General features: G+C 70.3%; 16 protein-coding genes. 8 read left to right on the top strand and 8 right to left on the bottom strand.

The features are described from left to right. The 3 genes from ABTU92_RS21635 to ABTU92_RS21645 all read right to left on the bottom strand — a co-directional run. On the bottom strand, positions 1–1,237 hold a 1,237-nt coding region (locus tag ABTU92_RS21635), incomplete at its 3' end, for a cache domain-containing protein (RefSeq protein WP_408093694.1). Between the two features lie 146 nt (positions 1,238–1,383). Continuing rightward, entirely contained in the window at positions 1,384–3,351 is a 1,968-nt protein-coding gene (locus ABTU92_RS21640) for a methyl-accepting chemotaxis protein (protein WP_408093695.1), read from the bottom strand. A gap of 262 nt (positions 3,352–3,613) precedes the next feature. Beyond that, positions 3,614–4,609 carry an aldo/keto reductase gene (locus ABTU92_RS21645; protein WP_408093696.1) on the bottom strand — a complete coding sequence of 332 codons (996 nt, stop codon included), beginning with the start codon at positions 4,607–4,609 and terminating at the stop codon, positions 3,614–3,616. 130 nt (positions 4,610–4,739) lie between these two features. Between ABTU92_RS21645 and ABTU92_RS21650 the strand changes: the two genes are divergently transcribed. Continuing rightward, entirely contained in the window at positions 4,740–5,711 is a 972-nt protein-coding gene (locus ABTU92_RS21650; RefSeq protein WP_408093697.1) for a LysR substrate-binding domain-containing protein, read from the top strand. Between the two features lie 89 nt (positions 5,712–5,800). Here ABTU92_RS21650 and ABTU92_RS21655 read toward each other — a convergent pair whose 3' ends face one another. From ABTU92_RS21655 to ABTU92_RS21665, 3 genes are all read right to left on the bottom strand, one after another. After that, complete coding sequence (locus ABTU92_RS21655; RefSeq protein WP_408093698.1) at positions 5,801–6,571, bottom strand: glutamine amidotransferase; 771 nt, start codon at positions 6,569–6,571, stop codon at positions 5,801–5,803. 218 nt (positions 6,572–6,789) lie between these two features. Then, on the bottom strand, positions 6,790–7,593 hold the full coding sequence (locus ABTU92_RS21660; protein ID WP_408093699.1) for an SDR family NAD(P)-dependent oxidoreductase: 804 nt from the start codon (positions 7,591–7,593) through the stop codon (positions 6,790–6,792). Beyond that, the gene (locus tag ABTU92_RS21665; RefSeq protein ID WP_408093700.1) at positions 7,590–8,066 is read right to left on the bottom strand and encodes a TerB family tellurite resistance protein; all 477 of its coding nucleotides are present in this window, start codon (positions 8,064–8,066) and stop codon (positions 7,590–7,592) included. Before ABTU92_RS21665 ends, ABTU92_RS21660 begins: the two co-directional genes overlap by 4 nt. Before the next feature lie 247 nt (positions 8,067–8,313). Between ABTU92_RS21665 and ABTU92_RS21670 the strand changes: the two genes are divergently transcribed. Next, on the top strand, positions 8,314–8,739 hold the full coding sequence (locus ABTU92_RS21670; protein WP_408093701.1) for a hypothetical protein: 426 nt from the start codon (positions 8,314–8,316) through the stop codon (positions 8,737–8,739). Beyond that, the gene (locus ABTU92_RS21675; RefSeq protein WP_408093702.1) at positions 8,718–9,092 is read left to right on the top strand and encodes a hypothetical protein; all 375 of its coding nucleotides are present in this window, start codon (positions 8,718–8,720) and stop codon (positions 9,090–9,092) included. Before ABTU92_RS21670 ends, ABTU92_RS21675 begins: the two co-directional genes overlap by 22 nt. Positions 9,093–9,119: 27 nt before the next feature. On the opposite strand, the gene ABTU92_RS21680 is transcribed toward ABTU92_RS21675, so the two are convergent. Next, positions 9,120–9,710, bottom strand: a complete 591-nt coding sequence (locus ABTU92_RS21680; protein ID WP_408093703.1) for a tetratricopeptide repeat protein — start codon at positions 9,708–9,710, stop codon at positions 9,120–9,122. A 317-nt stretch (positions 9,711–10,027) separates the two neighbouring features. Beyond that, a complete protein-coding gene (locus ABTU92_RS21685) occupies positions 10,028–10,975 on the bottom strand; it encodes a DUF1932 domain-containing protein (RefSeq protein ID WP_408093704.1) in 948 nt (315 codons plus the stop codon). 303 nt (positions 10,976–11,278) lie between these two features. Between ABTU92_RS21685 and cpaB the strand changes: the two genes are divergently transcribed. The 5 genes from cpaB to ABTU92_RS21710 all read left to right on the top strand — a co-directional run bounded on the left by cpaB (position 11,279) and on the right by ABTU92_RS21710 (position 16,953). Continuing rightward, positions 11,279–12,133 (top strand): Flp pilus assembly protein CpaB, encoded by an 855-nt coding sequence (gene cpaB, locus ABTU92_RS21690; protein WP_408093705.1) that lies wholly within the window; start codon positions 11,279–11,281, stop codon positions 12,131–12,133. Positions 12,134–12,284: 151 nt separating this feature from the next. Then, the gene (locus ABTU92_RS21695) at positions 12,285–13,739 is read left to right on the top strand and encodes a type II and III secretion system protein family protein (RefSeq protein WP_408093706.1); all 1,455 of its coding nucleotides are present in this window, start codon (positions 12,285–12,287) and stop codon (positions 13,737–13,739) included. Positions 13,740–13,755: 16 nt separating this feature from the next. Next, positions 13,756–14,148, top strand: coding sequence for a hypothetical protein (locus tag ABTU92_RS21700; RefSeq protein ID WP_408093707.1), 393 nt, complete (start codon positions 13,756–13,758; stop codon positions 14,146–14,148). Between the two features lie 50 nt (positions 14,149–14,198). Further along, positions 14,199–15,428, top strand: a complete 1,230-nt coding sequence (locus tag ABTU92_RS21705; protein WP_408093708.1) for a response regulator receiver protein — start codon at positions 14,199–14,201, stop codon at positions 15,426–15,428. Positions 15,429–15,471: 43 nt separating this feature from the next. Next, positions 15,472–16,953: a CpaF family protein gene (locus ABTU92_RS21710; protein ID WP_408093709.1), complete on the top strand. Its 1,482-nt coding sequence runs from the start codon at positions 15,472–15,474 to the stop codon at positions 16,951–16,953. The last annotated feature ends 81 nt before the right edge of the window (positions 16,954–17,034 follow it).

A 17,034-nucleotide genomic window follows, 5' to 3' on the forward strand; every position in this document is an offset into this window, starting at 1 on the left:
CGATGGTGGCGTTGAGGGCCAGCAGGTTGGTCTGCTCGGCGATGTCGGTGATCAGCTTGACGACATCACCGATGCGCTGGGCGGCGACCGACAGCTCGCCGACACGGGCATCGGTCTTCGCCGCCTGGCTCACCGCGGCGTCGGCGATACGGCTCGAGGTCTGCACCTGGCGCGCGATCTCGCCGATCGACGAGGTCATCTCGTTGGTCGCCGCCGCCACGGCCTGGACGTTGGTCGAGGCCTCCTCGGAGGCGGCGCTGACGGTGGCGGACTTCTGTTGCGTCTGGTCCGCCGTGCGGGTGAGCGTGGTGGCGGTCGCCTCCAGCTCAGTGGCCGCCGACGAGACGGTCGCGATGATGCCGCCGACCGCCTGCTCGAACTGATCGGCGAGCCGCACCATGTCGGCCTTGCGCTGCGCCGCGGCTCGGGCCTCCGCCTCGTGCTGCTCGGCTTCGAGCCGCCGGCGCTCGATCGCGTTGCTCTTGAACACGGCGACGGCGTCGGCCATCGCGCCGACCTCGTCCTTGCGGCCGACGCCCGGGATCTCGGCATCGAGCTTGCCCGCCGCGAGCTCCTCCATGGCCGCCGTCATCGCCTTCACGGGCCGCACCAGACCGCGGGCGAGCGTCACGGCGACGACGCAGAGGACGGCGAGCAGCCCCGCCACCCACAGCAGCGTCGTGCGGGCCGAGGCCCAGAAGACCCGATCGAGATCGTCGGTGTAGACACCGGTGCCGACCACCCAGCTCCACGGCCCCATTGCGGCAAAGCCGATCTTCGGGGCGGGTTCGGAGCTGCCGGAGCGAGGTGCTTCGTAGGCCACGAAGTCGCCGCCGCGCTGGGCCGCGGCGATCAACCCGCGCACCGTGTAGACGCCCTTCGGATCCTTGTTGTCGATGCGGTTCGTGCCCTCCAGCTGGGCGCGCGGCCCGAGCACCAGGGTCATGCCGTGGGTGTCGTAGACGAAGACGTAGTCGTCCTGCCCGAACCGGATGGCGCGCAGCGCCGTCTTGGCGCGCTCCTGTGCTTCGGCTTGCGGGAGCTGACCCTTCTCGGCCTTGGCCGCGTAGTCGCGGACGATGGCGACGGCGGCCTGGACCTGCGCCATGACGGCGGCGCGCCGCTCCTGCTCGAGTGAGCTGCGCAAGGCGAGCAGCTGGACCACCATGATGGCGAGGCAGGCGAGAACGGCGAGCAGCACGAGCGCGCCGACCCGGCGCGAGATGGTCAGAGACATCGAAAGGGACTTCCGGGACCCGCCTCCGGACCGCACGTGCCGGCACGTGCCGGCAGCCCGGCCCCCGCGGCACAGGACTGATTGCGGGCCCGTTATGGCCCGAACCATTTAAAGAGTGTCTAAGCTTTCGGGCCGCATTGAGCGGGTCACGCCGCCCGCACCGTCGCCAGGAAGGTGTCGACCTCCTGCCGCAGCCGGCTGCTCTCGCGGGCGAGCCGGCTCGCCGCCTGCAGCACCTCGCCCGAGGCGGCCCCGGTCTCCTCGGCGCCGCGCTTCACCTGGACGATGGTCGACGACACCTCGGCGGCCCCGGCGGCGGCGTGCTGGATGTTGCGCGAGATCTCGGTGGTCGCGGCGTTCTGCTCCTCGACGGCCGCCGCGATCGCCGCGGCGACCTCGGCGATCTGCCCGATGGTGCCACCGATCGCCTTGATGGCGGAGACCGACTCGGTCGTCGCCGACTGCATGCCGCCGACCTGGGCGGCGATCTCGTCGGTCGCCTTGGCGGTCTGGGCGGCGAGCGCCTTCACCTCGGAGGCGACCACGGCGAAGCCACGGCCCGCTTCACCGGCGCGGGCCGCCTCGATGGTGGCGTTCAGGGCGAGCAGATTGGTCTGCTCCGCGATCGCCGTGATCAGCTTGACGACGTCGCCGATACGGCCGGCCGCGTCCGCCAGCTCGCCCACCCGCGCGTCGGTGCGGGTCGCCTCCGTCACGGCGGATTCGGCGATGCGGCTCGACGTCTGCACCTGGCGGCCGATCTCGCCGACCGAGGCGGTCAGCTCGTCGGCCGCGGCGGCGACCGCCTGCACGTTGGCCGACGCCTCCTCCGACGCGGCGCTGACGCTGGTCGACATCTGCTGGGTCGCGTCGGCTGTCCGGGTCAAGGTGCCGGCCGTCGCCTCCAGTTCGGTCGACGCCGCCGACACGGTGGCGATGATGCCCCCCACGGCCTGCTCGAAGTGGTCGGCGAGCCGCACCATGTCGGCCTTGCGGGCCGCCGCGGCGGCGCGCTCCCGCTCGGCCTGTGCCATCGCCTCCTGGCGCGAGCGCTCCTGCGCCTTCACCTTGAACACCTCGACGGCGCGGGCGATGTCGCCGACCTCGTCGGTGCGTGACAGGCCGGGCAGCGCGACGTCGAAGTCGCCGCCGGCGAGGCGCTGCATGCCGGCCGTCATCGCGGTCAGGGGCCGCGACAGCGACCGCCCGATCAGCAGCGAGAGGATCGCGACGGCGCCGACGACCACGAGGATGACGATCGTCAGGAGATGCGAGGTCCGGTCGATCGCGGCCGTCTCGGCGGCCTCGCTGCGCGTGCGGGCGGTCTCCAGCGCCGTGTGGATCGCATCGATCCGCGGCTCGATGGCGGCGAACGTCTCAGACACGGCCTTCTGGGCCGCGGCGACCCGCTGCGCCTCGGCCATCCAGGCGGCAAAGTCGGCCTGATAGGCGGCGAGCGCCGTCGTGACGGTGGCGCGGACCGCATCCGGCATGTCGGCGGCGGCGAGCTTCGCTCGGAACTCGCCGTCGCGCTTCTGCATCTCGGCGCCGTAGCGGGCCTCGCCGCGCAGCATGAAATCCTTCTCGTGCCGGCGCATCATCAGCATGGTGACGAGGAGCTGCGGCGCGTCGAGCCGGCTCACCTGCTGCTCGATCGCGTGTACGCTCTTGCGCAGCGAGCCCTCCAGCCCGGAGTTCTCGTCGAGGCCGAGCCGGGTGCGGGCCTCGGAGAGGGTGCGGAACTGCGTTGCGTAGACGTCGAAGCCGGCCCGCACCGCCGCGATGTCGGCCGCGAGCGTGCCGTCGGCCTTGCCGGCATCGGCCTGCAGGGTCGCGAGCGCGTCGGCGACCTTGCGGCTCGATGCGGCGTGCCGGTCGGCGTAGCGGGCGTCCTTGCGGAGCAGGAAGTCCTTCTCGGCCCGGCGCAGCTCCAGGAGATCGACCAGGACCCGGGTCGCGTCGCGATCGAGCGTGCGGGCCGTCGCCGCGTCGAGCCGATAGCGCGACTGCTCGGCCGTTCCGACCAGATAGAGGCCGCCGACCACGGCGAGACCGACGATCCCGAGGATGCCGAGACCGGCGATCTTGTGGGTCAGGCGAAGGCGAAACGACATCGGTCTACTCCGGTCGAAGGCATCGACGGCGTGCGTCGCGGTCCGCTTCGCCGGACCGGACGCCCGCGACGACGAACGCAACAAGGGCGCAACCGGGGCGCGAGGTGCGCCACGGCTGCGCCCAATGTCGTTTCGGAGCGATGAAAAAACACATAATGGGAGGCCGATATCGGTATTCGATCGCGGCGATGCAGGCATGACACGCCGAGCGGTCGCTCGGATTCGCCTCCCTCTCCGTGCGCTGCCGGCCCGTGCTCGGCGATCACCGCTCCGAGTCGAGCACCGCCATCTGCGACTCGGCATAGCGGGCGCCCGACGCGGCGCCCTTCGGCACGGCGCGTTCGATCGCCGCGAGATCGTCGGCCGTCAGCCGCACGTCGAGGCCGCCGAGCGCCTCGGCGAGGCGGTCGCGCCGCCGCGCGCCCACCAGCGGCACGATGTCGGTCCCCTGCGCCGCCACCCAGGCGATCGCCGCCTGCGCCACGCTGAGGCCGCGCGCCTGCGCGACCTGCCGGAGCGCCGCGACGAGGGCGAGGTTGCGGTCGACATTGTCGCCCTGGAAGCGCGGGCTGTGGGCGCGAAAATCGTTCGCCGCCGTCGCCGTCTCCTTCGACCAGTGACCGCTGATCAGGCCGCGCGACAGCACCCCGTAGGCCGTGACGCCGATGCCGAGCTCGCGCAGGACGGGGAGGATCGCGTCCTCGATGCCGCGCGAGATCAGCGAGTATTCGATCTGCAGGTCGCTGATCGGATGCACGGCGGCGGCGCGCCGGATCGTCTCGGCGCCGACCTCGGACAGGCCGATATGGCGCACCCAGCCGGCCTTCACGAGATCCGCGATGGCGCCGACCGTCTCCTCGATCGGCACGGCCGGATCGAGCCGGGCCGGGCGGTAGATGTCGACATGGTCGTTGCCGAGGCGCTGCAGCGTGTAGGCGAGCGCCGTCTTCACGGCGGCCGGCCGCGCGTCGTAGCCGAGCCACGCCCCGTCCGGCCCCCGCTGCGCTCCGAACTTCACGCTGATCCGCACATTTGCCCGCGGCACCTCCTTCAGGGCCTCGGCGATCAGGAGCTCGTTGTGGCCCATGCCGTAGAAGTCGCCGGTGTCGAGGAGCGTGATCCCGGCGTCGAGCGCCGCGTGGATCGTGGCGAGGCTCTCGTTCCGGTCGGCCGGGCCGTAGAGGGCCGACATGCCCATGCAGCCGAGACCGAGGGCCGAGACGGTGGGGCCGGTGCGGCCGAGCTGACGCTGTTGCATCGTGTTTCTCCATTCCTGTCCTGCGACCGGGCGGCCGGTCCGATGCGCAGGAGAATGGGCCCTGGCGCGTTGTTCGATAACGCGCCATTGTCGGTACGGGCTGTGCGGAAATCAGAACAAAGGGCGGATCATGGCCGACGCGGATCTGGCCGATCTCGATGCCTTCGCGGCGGTGGCGCGGGCCCGCAGCTTCCGCGGCGCCGCGGCGGTGCGCGGCGTCTCGCCGTCGAGCCTGAGCGAGGCGGTGCGGCGCCTGGAGGCGCGGCTCGGCGTGCGGCTCCTCAACCGGACGACCCGCAGCGTCACCCCGACCGAAGCCGGCGCCCGCCTGCTGGAGCGGCTCGCCCCGGCGCTCGGTGAGGTCGCGGCGGCGCTCGACGCGATCAACAGCGTGCGCGACAGCCCGACCGGGACGCTGCGCCTCAACGTGCCGACCATCGTGGCCCGCCTGGTGCTGCCGCCGATCGCCTGCGCGTTCCTGGCGCGCCATCCGGGCGTCACCCTGGAGGTGGTCGCCGAGGACAGCTTCATCGATGTGCTGGCCGCCGGCTTCGATGCCGGGGTGCGCTACGACGAGCGGCTCGAGCAGGACATGATCGCGGTGCCGATCGGCCCGCGCCGCCAACGCTACGCCGCCGCGGCGGCGCCGTCGTACCTGGCGCAGCACGGCGTGCCGGGGCATCCGCGCGACCTCCTCGCCCACGCCTGCATCCGCCACCGGTTTCCGAGCGGCGTCGCGCTGCCCTGGGAGTTCGAGCGCGACGGCGAGGTGGTGCGGATCAGCCCGAAGGGACCGCTGGTCGCCTCCGTCATGGATCTGGAGATCGCCGCAGCCGAGGCCGGGCTCGGCGTCATCACGAGCTTCGAGGCGGCGCTCGCCCCGGCGCTCGCGCGCGGCACGCTGGTGCCGGTGCTGGCCGACTGGTGGCAGAGCTTCTCCGGCCCGTTTCTCTACTACGCCGGCCGCGACCACCTGCCGGCGCCGCTGCGGGCCTTCGTCGCCTTCTTGCGCGAGCGGGCGCGGAGCGGCGCGGACGAAGGGTTCCCTGTCATTCCGGGGCGCGGCGAAGCCGCGAACCCGGAATCCAGCGGCGATCCATGAGGTCTGGACCGAATACGCCTGGACTGGAGTCCGGGTGCGCGGGCCTTCGGTCCGCGCCCCGGAATGACCGGAACGGTCTCGGGTGTCGATCAGCCCGCCGCGTAAGGCCCGGCCGCCATCGCCATGCCGGTGACGCGCTCGGCGCCGCGGCCGGGGCGCGCCTCGGCCCGCGGGCCGGCGAGCCAGCCGTCGAGGAACTCGGTCAGCCAGGCCCGGATGGCGCCGTCATACATGGGCCGCTCGGCAAAATGATCCACCCGCGGTCGTGCACCCGGCAAGGCCAGCCGCTCGTGCCCGCGGGTCGTCCACCGGCACATCATCGCGTGGGTGACCTCGGGATGGAACTGGATGCCGAAGGCGGCCGGGCCGTGGCGGAACGCCTGTACCCGAAACATGTCGCCCTCGGCCAGCATGCGCGAGCCGGCCGGCAGCTCGAAGCCCTCGCGGTGCCACTGGTAGACGTGGCCGGGCCAGTGCGGGCAGACGCGATGCCCGTCGAGCGTCGCGCGCAGCGGATAGTAGCCGATCTCGGCCTTGCCCTCGGGATGCGGCGCGACGCGGGCGCCGAGATGCTTGGCCAGCATCTGGGCGCCGAGGCAGATGCCGAGAAACGGCTTCTGCTCCTTCAGCGGCACGGCGAGCCAGTCGATCTCCTGCTTGACGAAATCGTCCGGGTCGTTGGCGCTCATCGGGCCGCCGAACACCACGGCGCCGGCGTGCTCGGACAGCGTCTCGGGCAGCCGCTCGCCGAAGCGCGGACGGCGGATGTCGAGCGGAATGCCGCGCGCCTGCAGGAACTGCCCGACGCGTCCCGGCGTCGAGGTTTCCTGGTGCAGAACGATCAGAACGGGCTCCGGCATCGTCGCGTTCCTGGTCGGCGTCGTTCAGGGCGGCTTCACGAAACGAACAATCTGGAAGGCTAAATGGGCCGCAATGCGACAAGCAAGCGGAATGCCACGCACGGCGACGTAGTAAGAAACACGTGCTGCCGCGGGGTGCGGCGGCAGCACGGTTCTGCTGTCCGTGTCGTGGAGAAGGAAACGGGTTCGCCCTGCCGCCGCGCGGCCGACCATTCGGCCTACAGCCCGCCGCGCGGTCCGAGGCGCCGAATCTGGGTCGAGGCGATCAGCGCGATCATGGTGCGGCGCGGGAGAACGCGGGCCAGCAGCGGCACCAGATTGGCGAGCCGCCCCGGGACCACCATGCGGCGGCGGCCCATCAAGGCGTCGTAGCCGGCCTTCGCGGCCTCGGCGGCCGTCACGGTCAGGAGGCTCTGCAGGCCCGAGACGGTGACGCCGGCGCGCGCCTGGAAGCCGGTCGGCACCGGGCCGGGGCACAGAACCGTGACGGCGACGCCCTTCGGGCCGAGCTCGCGCCACATCGCCTCCGAGAACGAGTTCACGAAGGCCTTGGTGGCGTAATAGACGGCCATGCCGGGTCCCGGCACGAAGCCGGCGAGCGAGCCGACATTGAGCAGGCCACCGCGTTGCGCGACGAGATCGTCCGCGAAGGCGAGGCTGAGCGCCGTGAGGGCCTTGACGTTGAGGTCGATCATCGCGAGCTGCTCGTCCCGATCGAGCGTGGTCGCGACGCCGAGCAGGCCGAAGCCGGCATTGTTGACGAGGTACTTCGCGACGGTGCCGCGCTCGGCCAACGCGGCGCGCAGATGCGCGACCGCATCGGGCTGGGCGAGATCGAGCACCACGACGTGCGGGCGCGGCCGGCCGGTCGCGGCGATCTCCTCGGCCAGCGCGTTCAGCGCGGCGGCGCGGCGCGCGACCAGCACAACGGCATGGCCATCGGCGGCGAACAGCTTCGCCAGCTCGGCGCCGATGCCCGAGGAGGCGCCGGTGACGACGGCGACGGGCGACGCTGCCGTCACTGCGGATCGTCCAGCGGATCGCGGCCAGCCGCGACCTCGCGCTTGAGCTCGATGCGCTCGCGGTTCGGCACGGCCAGGAGGTCGGCGACCCGCCACATCACGTTGTCCTCGAACTCGGTCACGCCGCCGTCGGCGAACACCATCTCCCACATCATGGCGACCACCTTGCGGCGCCCCTCCTCGTCGAGGGTGCGCATCAGCAGGCTGGTGAACTGATAGAAGTCGACGGCGTCGCGATCGGCCGCCACGGCGGCGTCGATCAGCTCGTCGGTCGCCGCGTCGTCGAGGGCGAAGCGGGTCTTCAGGAGCGTGTGCAGCTTTTCACGTTCCACGTCCGACAGATTGGCATCGAGCGTGGCGACGTGGACCATCAGGGCGGCGGCGGCGAGCCGGTAGTCGTTGCCGTCGAACCGGGCCGGGTGCTTGTCCCCGCTGGTCAGCTCGGCCAGGAACGTCTTGATGTCGGCGAACATGCGGGTCTGCTCCGGGTCGGGGCGCGCAAGCGCCCGTGGCTCTCGGGCGCCGTACGATCGGACCCGCCTTCTAGCGATTTCGGAGCGAAACGGCAAAAGCCCAGCCGCCAGGACGATCGGCCGCAGGGGCGATTTTGCTGGCAGTGGCGCCGGATAACCAGGACTGGTTGCATTCCCCCGTCGCAAGTGCAGGAATCACTAGATTACCGAGTCTTCCCTGCGAGCCGACGGCGAGATTGGGATACCCATGGCTTTCGGAATGAAACGTTCGGACCTGCAGGCGATGGCCCAGGCCAAGTTGGACGACGCATCGATCCTCCTCGCACATGGTCGTTTCTCGAACGCGTATTATCTTGCGGGTTATGCTGTCGAGCTGGGGTTGAAGGCTTGTATCGCTGCGCAAGTCAGCGCCGAGACTATTCCAGACAAGGAGTTCATTAAGAAGATCTACAGCCACGTCTTTCCGGAGCTGATCGGATTGGCCGGATTGGCTGCGGAGTTCAAACGGCGAAAGGACGAGGATCCTGCATTCGCTGCGAACTGGGCTATCGTGTCGGAATGGTCGCCGGACGTGCGGTACGAGCAACGCGATCCCATGTCTGCCCAACTGATCCTTCAGGCGATCATCGAGCCGGAATGCGGAGTTCTTCCATGGATCAAAACGTTCTGGTGAGTAGCGGACAATCTCTCGTCAAGGCGATGGACGAGACCGGACTAGCGCCACGCATCGCCATGTGGGTTCACAATTCGGACACCGACACTTGGAAGCTCTGGATCGTTCCACCGCGCGGCCTCCACGACAAACGCGAGTTCTACAGGTCGGTCGCGGCCATCATCGCGAGGAATCGCGATACACTTCAGAGCATCGATGCAAGTGATACGGAGATGGTGCCGGAGAGCCATCCGGCCATGAAAGGCCTTGGTCGAGTGATCAGAATGCCGGGGCTCGGAGTGGCGCATTTCGCAGGCAATCGGTTCAATGGATTCTACCTGCCCGACGGAATCGTGCTTCGGTCCGCCCTCTGATCGTCACGACAGCGCGCGATCCGCCCGCTACCGGATCCCTTCCTTCGTGGCGGTCGCCTCGGCGAGCAGCGCGAGGTTGTTCTGCACGAAGGGATTGCCCGGGTCCTTGGTGGCCGCCTCGTTGAGGGTGGCGCGGGCGCGGCGGTAGTCGCCGCGCAGCATGTAGGAATAGCCCATGTTGTTGAGCACGGCGGCGCTGCGGCCGACGATGCGGATGAGCTGCAGATAGGCGCGATCGGCGAGATCGAAGCGCTTGAGCCGGTCGTAGGAGGCGGCGAGGCACAGCCAGGCGTCGGCGGACTTCGGCGTCTGCTCGACCGAGCGACGGCAGTACTTCTCGGCATTGCCGTAGTTGCCCTGCCGGAACTGCTCGCGGCCGACGCTGAGATCGTCGTTCGGCGCGCTCGGCGTCATGTCGTCCTGCAGGAGCTTGGGTGCGGCGCCTGCCGTCGAGCCGGTGACGTCGGCATCGGCCACCACCACGGGCACGGAACCGGTCGCCTCGCTCCGGCCGAAGCTCGGCAGTTCGGGCAGCTTCACGGCCGTGGTCTCGCAGGCGGACAGCCACAGGAGCCCCGCCACGGACACGAACGCAAAACGCTGGAACTCGGTTGTCATGACACGCTCGGGACCGAAGCCCTTCCGTCGCGACACGAGGAAGACGGCGCGACGCGGACCTGGAGGCTTTGGCGGAGCGTAGGTCCAGGATAGTTAAGAAATCACGTTCTCGGAAAAGTCGAGATTCTTTGTCTATAAAGTACGATCGGTTGCAGGGCGTGGCGCCGAATAGCCCGTTTGAACGACGTCGAGCCGAACATGCCGGGCGGCGGGGCTGGTCGCGGATCCGGTCGCCGGACCGGATCGCGACGACGCAATCAGATGCATGGTCCGACGATCGGAACGCAATCGAAGTGCAGCGCCGTACGTGAAGTCGCTCAGGCTCCTGCGCCGGGCGCGGCCGCGACCGGGTCGGCGTTCACGGCCTCCGGGGCGGTCGTCGCCGCGGTCGCCGGTGTCGTCGCGTCGTCGGCGAGGCTCGTCCGGCCGGGGGCGCCGACGAAGCGGGCGAGGGCGTCGACATCGGCCGTTCCCTCGGCGGCGGCGAGGCGTGCATAGAGCCTGGCGATCGCGTGATAGATCTCGCAGGCCGGCCGATCGGTGTGCAGGAAATCGGCGATCTCCTCCATCTCGGCGACGAACCGATAGGCCTTCGGGAACATCGCCGGCACCTGGCGGCCGAGCCACTTGGAGAGATGCGGCTGGCTTTCGGCGAGCTCGGCCGCGAGATCGCCGGCGCAGCCGGCCCGTGTCGCCCCGAGCATCATGGCGGCGCCGATCGCGGTCAGCCCCTTGGTGATGCCCGCATAGGACATCTTCAGCGCCGAGGCGGCGCCGACCGGCCCCTCCAGCACGCGCATGTCGAGACCGACGTCGCGCATCGCCGCGGCGCGGCCGGCATCGTCGCCGGACACATAGAACACGGTGCGGGCCGTGGCGTTCGGCGGCGGACCTATGATGCCGCCGTCGACGAACGGGCAGCGCGTCGCGGCGAGCGCCGCGGCGATGTGCCTCACGGTGTCGGGCGACACCGCGTTGAAATCGACATAGACGGGCTTCTCCGACAACCGCGCCAGCTCCGGACGCAGCCGCTTGGCGACTGCGACCGCCTCGCCGGGCGGCACGATGGAGAGCACGAGGTCGGCGCCGGCGACCAGCTCGGCGTCGGTGGCGGCGACGGCGAGCCCGGCGCGCCGGGCCCGCTCGGCGGTCGCGGCGCTGCGGCCGGCGAGCGAGGTGACGACCCGCGCCCCGCCGGCGACGAGCCGCGCCCCGACGGCGGCGCCCATCTCACCCGGCGCGAGAACGGCGATGGTCTTCGGCATGGCGGTCGTCCCCTTTGCGGGACGAACTATTCCGTAACGATGTCGGCTGCGCAACAGCTGGCGCGCCGGGGCCGCGAAACGTCTCCCCGAGCCGCCTCTGGTTCGGTGTTACCTGCTCCGCGGCGACATGATTAACGCCGCGCGGCCGCAGCGCGGCCTCGTGCACGGTTCGTTGACGATAACCTTTCAGGACGCCTTCAGCATACCGGCAGAACCCGGGTTCGGTTCACGAATTCAATACTCTCGGAGTCCCTAGCTAGGGTTCGGGAGTCGCAATCCGCGGACTCTGCAGGAATTCGTCCGGTGCGCAGCAGCACAGTCATCATGATCGCGGTGGCGGCCGTCTTCGGCCTGCTCGCCGTGTTCGCGACCAGAACCTGGCTCAACAGCCAGGCGGAGGCGCGCTTGCGCAGCCTGGAGGCCGACCGCGGCCCGCCCGTCGCATCCCGCACCGTGGTGGTGGCGGCGCGACCGCTGCGCTACGGCCACGAGCTGACCCCCCAGGTTCTGCGCGAGGCCGCGTGGCCGAGCGATGCGCTGCCGGCCGGGGCCTTCGCCCGCATTCCCGACCTGCTCGCCGACGGCAAGCGCGTGGCGCTCACGCCGATCGAGCCGAACGAGCCGGTGCTCGCCGTGAAGATCACCGGGCCGGGCCAGCGCGCCACGCTGTCGGCCCTGGTCGGCCCCGGCATGAAGGCGGTCACCATCCGGGTCAACGACGTCGACGGCGTCGGCGGCTTCGTGCTGCCCGGCGACCGCGTCGACGTGGTGCTGACGCGGCAGGAGAAGGAGCAGGCCTCGACCCAGGTGCTGCTGCAGGACGTGCGGGTGCTCGCGGTCGACCAGGTCGCCGACGAGCGCGCCGCCAATCCGATGATCCCGAAGGCCGTCACGCTCGAGGTCGACACCGCCGCCGGGCAGAAGCTCAGCCTCGCCGCCTCGATCGGCTCGCTGTCGCTCCTGCTGCGCAAGGCCGGCGAGTCGACCGAATCGAAGACCGCCCGGGTGACGGTGAAGGATCTGCTCGAGGAGCTGGTCGGTCCGGCGCCCAAGCGCGAGAACGGCACCACCGTGGTGGTGTCGCGCGGCGGGCAGAAGCAGAGCTACCGCGTTCCGCACGAAGGCGAGACCGGCGGGGCCTGGGCGGCGGCGGAGTGAAGCGAGACACGGCGGCATCGCGCCGGGGGGCGCGGCGTCGGCGAGGGACGGACTGGGGGACGACATGGACGGGAACGTCGGCACGAGACAGAGGACGGCGGCAACGCCGTCACGACCGCGGAGCGGTCGCTCGCGATGGCGGGCGCTCGTCGTGTCAGCCGCGCTCGTCGCCGGCGCGGCGCTCGTCGCGCCGCTGATGCCCGGTCTGTCGGCCACGGCCGCGGCCCAGAAGGCGATCAACTTCGGCCCGGGCAAGCGCACCCAGGCGGTGACGGTGCCGATCGGCAAGTCGCAGGACGTGCGCACCGATCAGCCTTTCCTCGAGCTGTCGCTCGGCGACGCCGAGATCGCCGACGTCAACCCGCTCACCGACCGCACGCTGTCGATCCTCGGCAAGAAGCTCGGCACCACGCGGGTGTCGGTCTACGGCGAAGGCAAGAAGCTGGTCGGCGTGTTCGACGTCGAGGTCTCCTACGACGTCTCGGCGCTCGCCACCGAGCTCGCCGCGCGCTTCCCGGCGGCCAAGTTCCGGGTCACCAGCGTCAATGGCCGCATCCTGCTCGGCGGCATGGCGCCGGACGCGATCACGCTCGACCAGGCGCTGATCATCGCCCGCGAGTTCGGCCCGCAGGTGATAAACGCCGTCCAGGTCGCCGCACCCCAGCAGGTGCTGCTCGAGGTGCGCTTCGTCGAGGCGACCCGCTCGGCCGGCCGCGAGCTCGGCGTGCAGTGGAACGCCTGGAGCCGCAACGGAAGGTTCGCCGGCAGCGTCGGAAGTCAGACGACGGCGTTGCCGGTCGATGCCCCGAACCCCTGGGGAACGGTCGGCACCGGGGCGGCCGGCGTGCTGTCCGGCGGGAGCCCGTTCGGATTCATGGTCGGCAGCCTGCTCACCAAGGGCATGCAGATCGACGTCGCGCTGAACGCGCTGGAGGAGCGCGGCGTGCTGCGCCGGCTCGCCGAGCCCAACCTCGTCGCGCTGTCCGGCGACACCGCGAACTTTCTGGCCGGCGGCGAGTACCCGATCCCGCTGACCGGCGCGCTCGGCCAGATGACGGTCGAGTACAAGCGCTACGGCGTCAGCCTCGCCTTCACGCCGACCGTGCTGAACGGCAGCATCATCAACCTGAAGATCGAGCCCGAGGTCAGCCAGATCGACAAGACCGTCACGGTCACGGTCGCGCAGGGCGTCAACGTCCCGTCGCTGACGGTGCGGCGCGCCTCGACGACGCTGGAGCTGCGCGACGGGCAGAGCTTCATGCTGGCCGGGCTGCTGCAGGCCGACTCGGCGACCGACCAGCAGCAGCTTCCCTGGATCGGCGACGTCCCGGTTCTCGGCGCACTGTTCTCCTCGAAGAACTATCAGAAGAAAGAGACCGACCTCGTCATCATCGTGACGCCGCGGCTGGTGCAGCCGGCGCGGCCGGGCGATCCGCTGCGGACCCCGCTCGACAACACGCTGCCGGCCAACGATCTCGACTTCTTCGCCGGCGGCAAGCCCGAGCTCGACCGCGGCCCGGCGGTGCGCGGGGAGACGGCGGCGCTGCGGCCCTACACGGGGCACATGATCGAGTTTCCGGTGGGAGGTGGCCATGTCGTGCGGTGACATGCGGTGCGGTGACATGCGGCGCAGTGACTTGCGGTGTGACGAAGCCCGCGACGGAAAACGCGTCCGCCGGCGCGCGCTGTGCGGGGGGCTCGTCCTCGCCGCGCTCGTCGGGGGGTGCTCCGACATCTATTACGACCGCCGCGAGGCCATCGTGTTCGGGGCGGGCGACGCGGTCGCCAACAACGTCGCGATCCACACCATCGATCCGTGGCCGAAGGCGGCGGCGGATCGCCACATCCCGGGCCAGGGCACCAATGTGGCCATCGCGGCCGAGCGCTACCGGCGCGGCAAGGTGACGAAGCCGCAGGGCCTCGGCACCACCTCGACCTGGAAAGGCGCGCAGGCCGGCGATGGCGCTCCGACCGTGGCCGGCGCGACCTCCGGAGGCGAAGCCGCCAAGGACTGAGCGCGACGGACGGTCCGCCGCGCTCCCCCGTGCCGAAAGAACACGCGACCATGCGAAGTGCCCGTACCAAGACCTCCGGCAGCAAGACCCGCGTCGTCGTCGTCACGCCCGACGTCGAGTTCGCCCGCACCGCGAAGGAGACCTTCGCGGCCGCGCCGCAGGTGGAGCTCGAGCTGATGTCGGGCAGCATCGCCGAGACGGCCGCCGAGGTCGCGGCGGCGGAGGCGACCGTGGTGGTCGTCGATCTGCACGGCGCGACGGCCGAGGCGATGGCGGCGCTGGAGACGCTGACCGCCAAGCTCGCCGGCTGGCCGCCGGTCGTCACCGTGACGGACGCATTCGACAAGGAGGTGATGCGGCAGCTCCTGAAGATGCGCATCGCCGACTTCCTGGTGAAGCCCGTGCAGCCGGTCGAGCTGGTGCGCACCTGCGCCCGGGTGGTGCAGACGCCGGCCGGCAACGAGCCGAGCGAGGCCGAGATCTTCACCTATCTGCCGGCGGTCGGCGGCGCCGGCGTGACGACGCTCGCGATCCAGACGGCACTCCTGCTGCTCGGCAGCGGCAATCAGAAGACGCGACCGGCGACCTGCCTGGTCGATCTCGACTTCCAGCACGGCGCCTGCGCCGACTATCTCGACCTCGAGCCGCGGCTCGACCTGAACGAGATCGAGCCGCGGCCGGAGCGCCTCGACCGCCAGCTGCTCGAGGTGATGCTCTCCTATCACGCCTCCGGCCTCGCCGTGATCGCGGCGCCGTGCCGGCCGGCCGAGATGCGCTCGTTCGATCCCGACACGGTGACACGGCTGCTCGACCTCGTGTCGTCGCATTTCAACTACGTCGTCATCGACCTGCCGCGCACCTGGTTCTCGTGGACCGACAACGTGCTGCTCGGCTCCAACCGGCTGTTCGTGGTGAGCGAGATGACGGTGCCGGGCATCAAGCACGCCAAGCAGCTCGTCACCGCGGTGCGCGAGCGCCTGGAGGAGGGGCCGCGCCCGCAGGTGATCATCAACCGCTTCGAGCAGCGCATGTTCGGCACCGGGTTGCGCAAGAGCGACGTCGAGCAAGCGCTGGGCGAGGACTTCGCCGCGACCATTCCGAACGACTACCGGCTGGTGCGCGAGGCGATCGACCGCGGCGTGCCGCTGGACGAGGTCAAGGCCGGCAACAAGATCACGACCGAGCTGAAGAAGCTCGTTGCGCCCGTCGTCCCGGCCGACAAGACGGCGGCCGAGCCGGCCGGCAAGCGGCGCCTGAGCCTGTCCTGGGCGCGCGGCTGATCGGACAGGCGAACGGACGGCAGGAGAGGGGCGGCAGGAGATCATGGGAGGGCGTTTCAGCTTCCGCAAGGTGCCGTCGCCGCCGGTCGAGCCGGCGTTGCCCGACGACGCGGCAGCGGCGTCCGACGGGATCGCCTGGACCGTGTTCGCCGAGGGCACGCCGGAGGCGGCCGCCGTTCTCGCCCCGCCGCCACCGCCGCCGGCGCCACCCGCCGTGCCGTCGCCGTCGGTCGCCCCCGCGAACCCGGTGCTGCGTGAAAAGCTGCTCGACGCCAAGGTCCGGCTGCATCGGCGGCTGATCGAGGAGATCAACCTCCAGGCGCTCGAGAAGCTGCCCGAGGACGAGATCCGCAAGCACATCCAGCAGCTCGTCTCGCAATACGTGCTGGTCGAGCGGCTCGCGCTGAACACCCAGGAGCTCGCCGACTTCGTCGCCGAGATCCTCGACGAGATGACGGGCCTCGGCCCGATCGAGCCGCTGCTCAAGGACGCGAGCATCAGCGACATCCTGATCAACGGTCACGAATGCGTCTATGTCGAGCGCGGCGGCATGCTGGAGCCGACCGCGGTGCGCTTCAAGGACGAGACGCACCTCCTGCGCATCGTCAACAAGATCGTCTCGGCGGTCGGCCGCCGCGTCGACGAATCCCACCCGCTCTGCGACGCGCGCCTGCTCGACGGCTCGCGCGTCAACGTGGCGATCCGGCCCGTCGCGGTCGACGGCCCGCTGGTGTCGATCCGAAAGTTCTCCAAGAAGCCGCTCCATCTCGACAGGCTCGTCGACGTCGGTGCACTGCGCCCGCAGATGGCCGAGCTGCTCGCCGCCTTCGTCAAGGCGCGGGTGACGACCATCATCTCGGGCGGCACCGGCTCCGGCAAGACCACGATGCTGAACGCGCTCTCCGCGTTCATCTCCGACAAGGAGCGCCTGATCACCATCGAGGACGCCGCCGAGCTGCAGCTCCAGCAGCCGCACGTCGCCCGCATGGAGACGCGGCCCCCCAACGTCGAAGGCAAGGGCGAGATCCGTCAGCGCGATCTCGTCAAGAACGCGCTGCGCATGCGGCCCGAACGCATCATCCTCGGCGAGTGCCGCGGCGAGGAGGCGTTCGACATGCTGCAGGCGATGAACACCGGCCACGAAGGCTCGATGGCGACCATCCACGCCAACAATCCGCGCGAGGCGATCTCGCGTCTCGAGCAGATGATCGGCATGGCCGGGCTGCCGATGACCATCGCCTCGGTGCGCGGCCAGATCGCCGCCGCGATCCGCGTCATCGTGCAGCTCTCGCGCCTCTCCGACGGCAAGCGCAAGGTGATGAGCATCGCCGAGATCACCGGCATGGAAGGCGACATCATCCAGATGCAGGAGATCTTCAAGTTCGTCCGTACCGCGACGCTCGAGGACGGCACCGTTCAGGGTCACTTCGTCGCGACGGGCGTGCGGCCGCGGGTGCTGGGCGATCTCGCTGCCAAGGGGATCAAGATCCCGTCGAGTTATTTCGATCCGGGGCATCCGCTGTGAGCAGCCCGCGCGCTCATCTCTCGCATCGTTCGGGAACGGTGCACGGCGCCGGGCCCGGATCGTCCCGCGCCGGGTGACCAT

This window comes from Rhodoplanes sp. SY1, assembly GCF_046000175.1.
In the GTDB taxonomy this organism is placed as follows: domain Bacteria; phylum Pseudomonadota; class Alphaproteobacteria; order Rhizobiales; family Xanthobacteraceae; genus Rhodoplanes.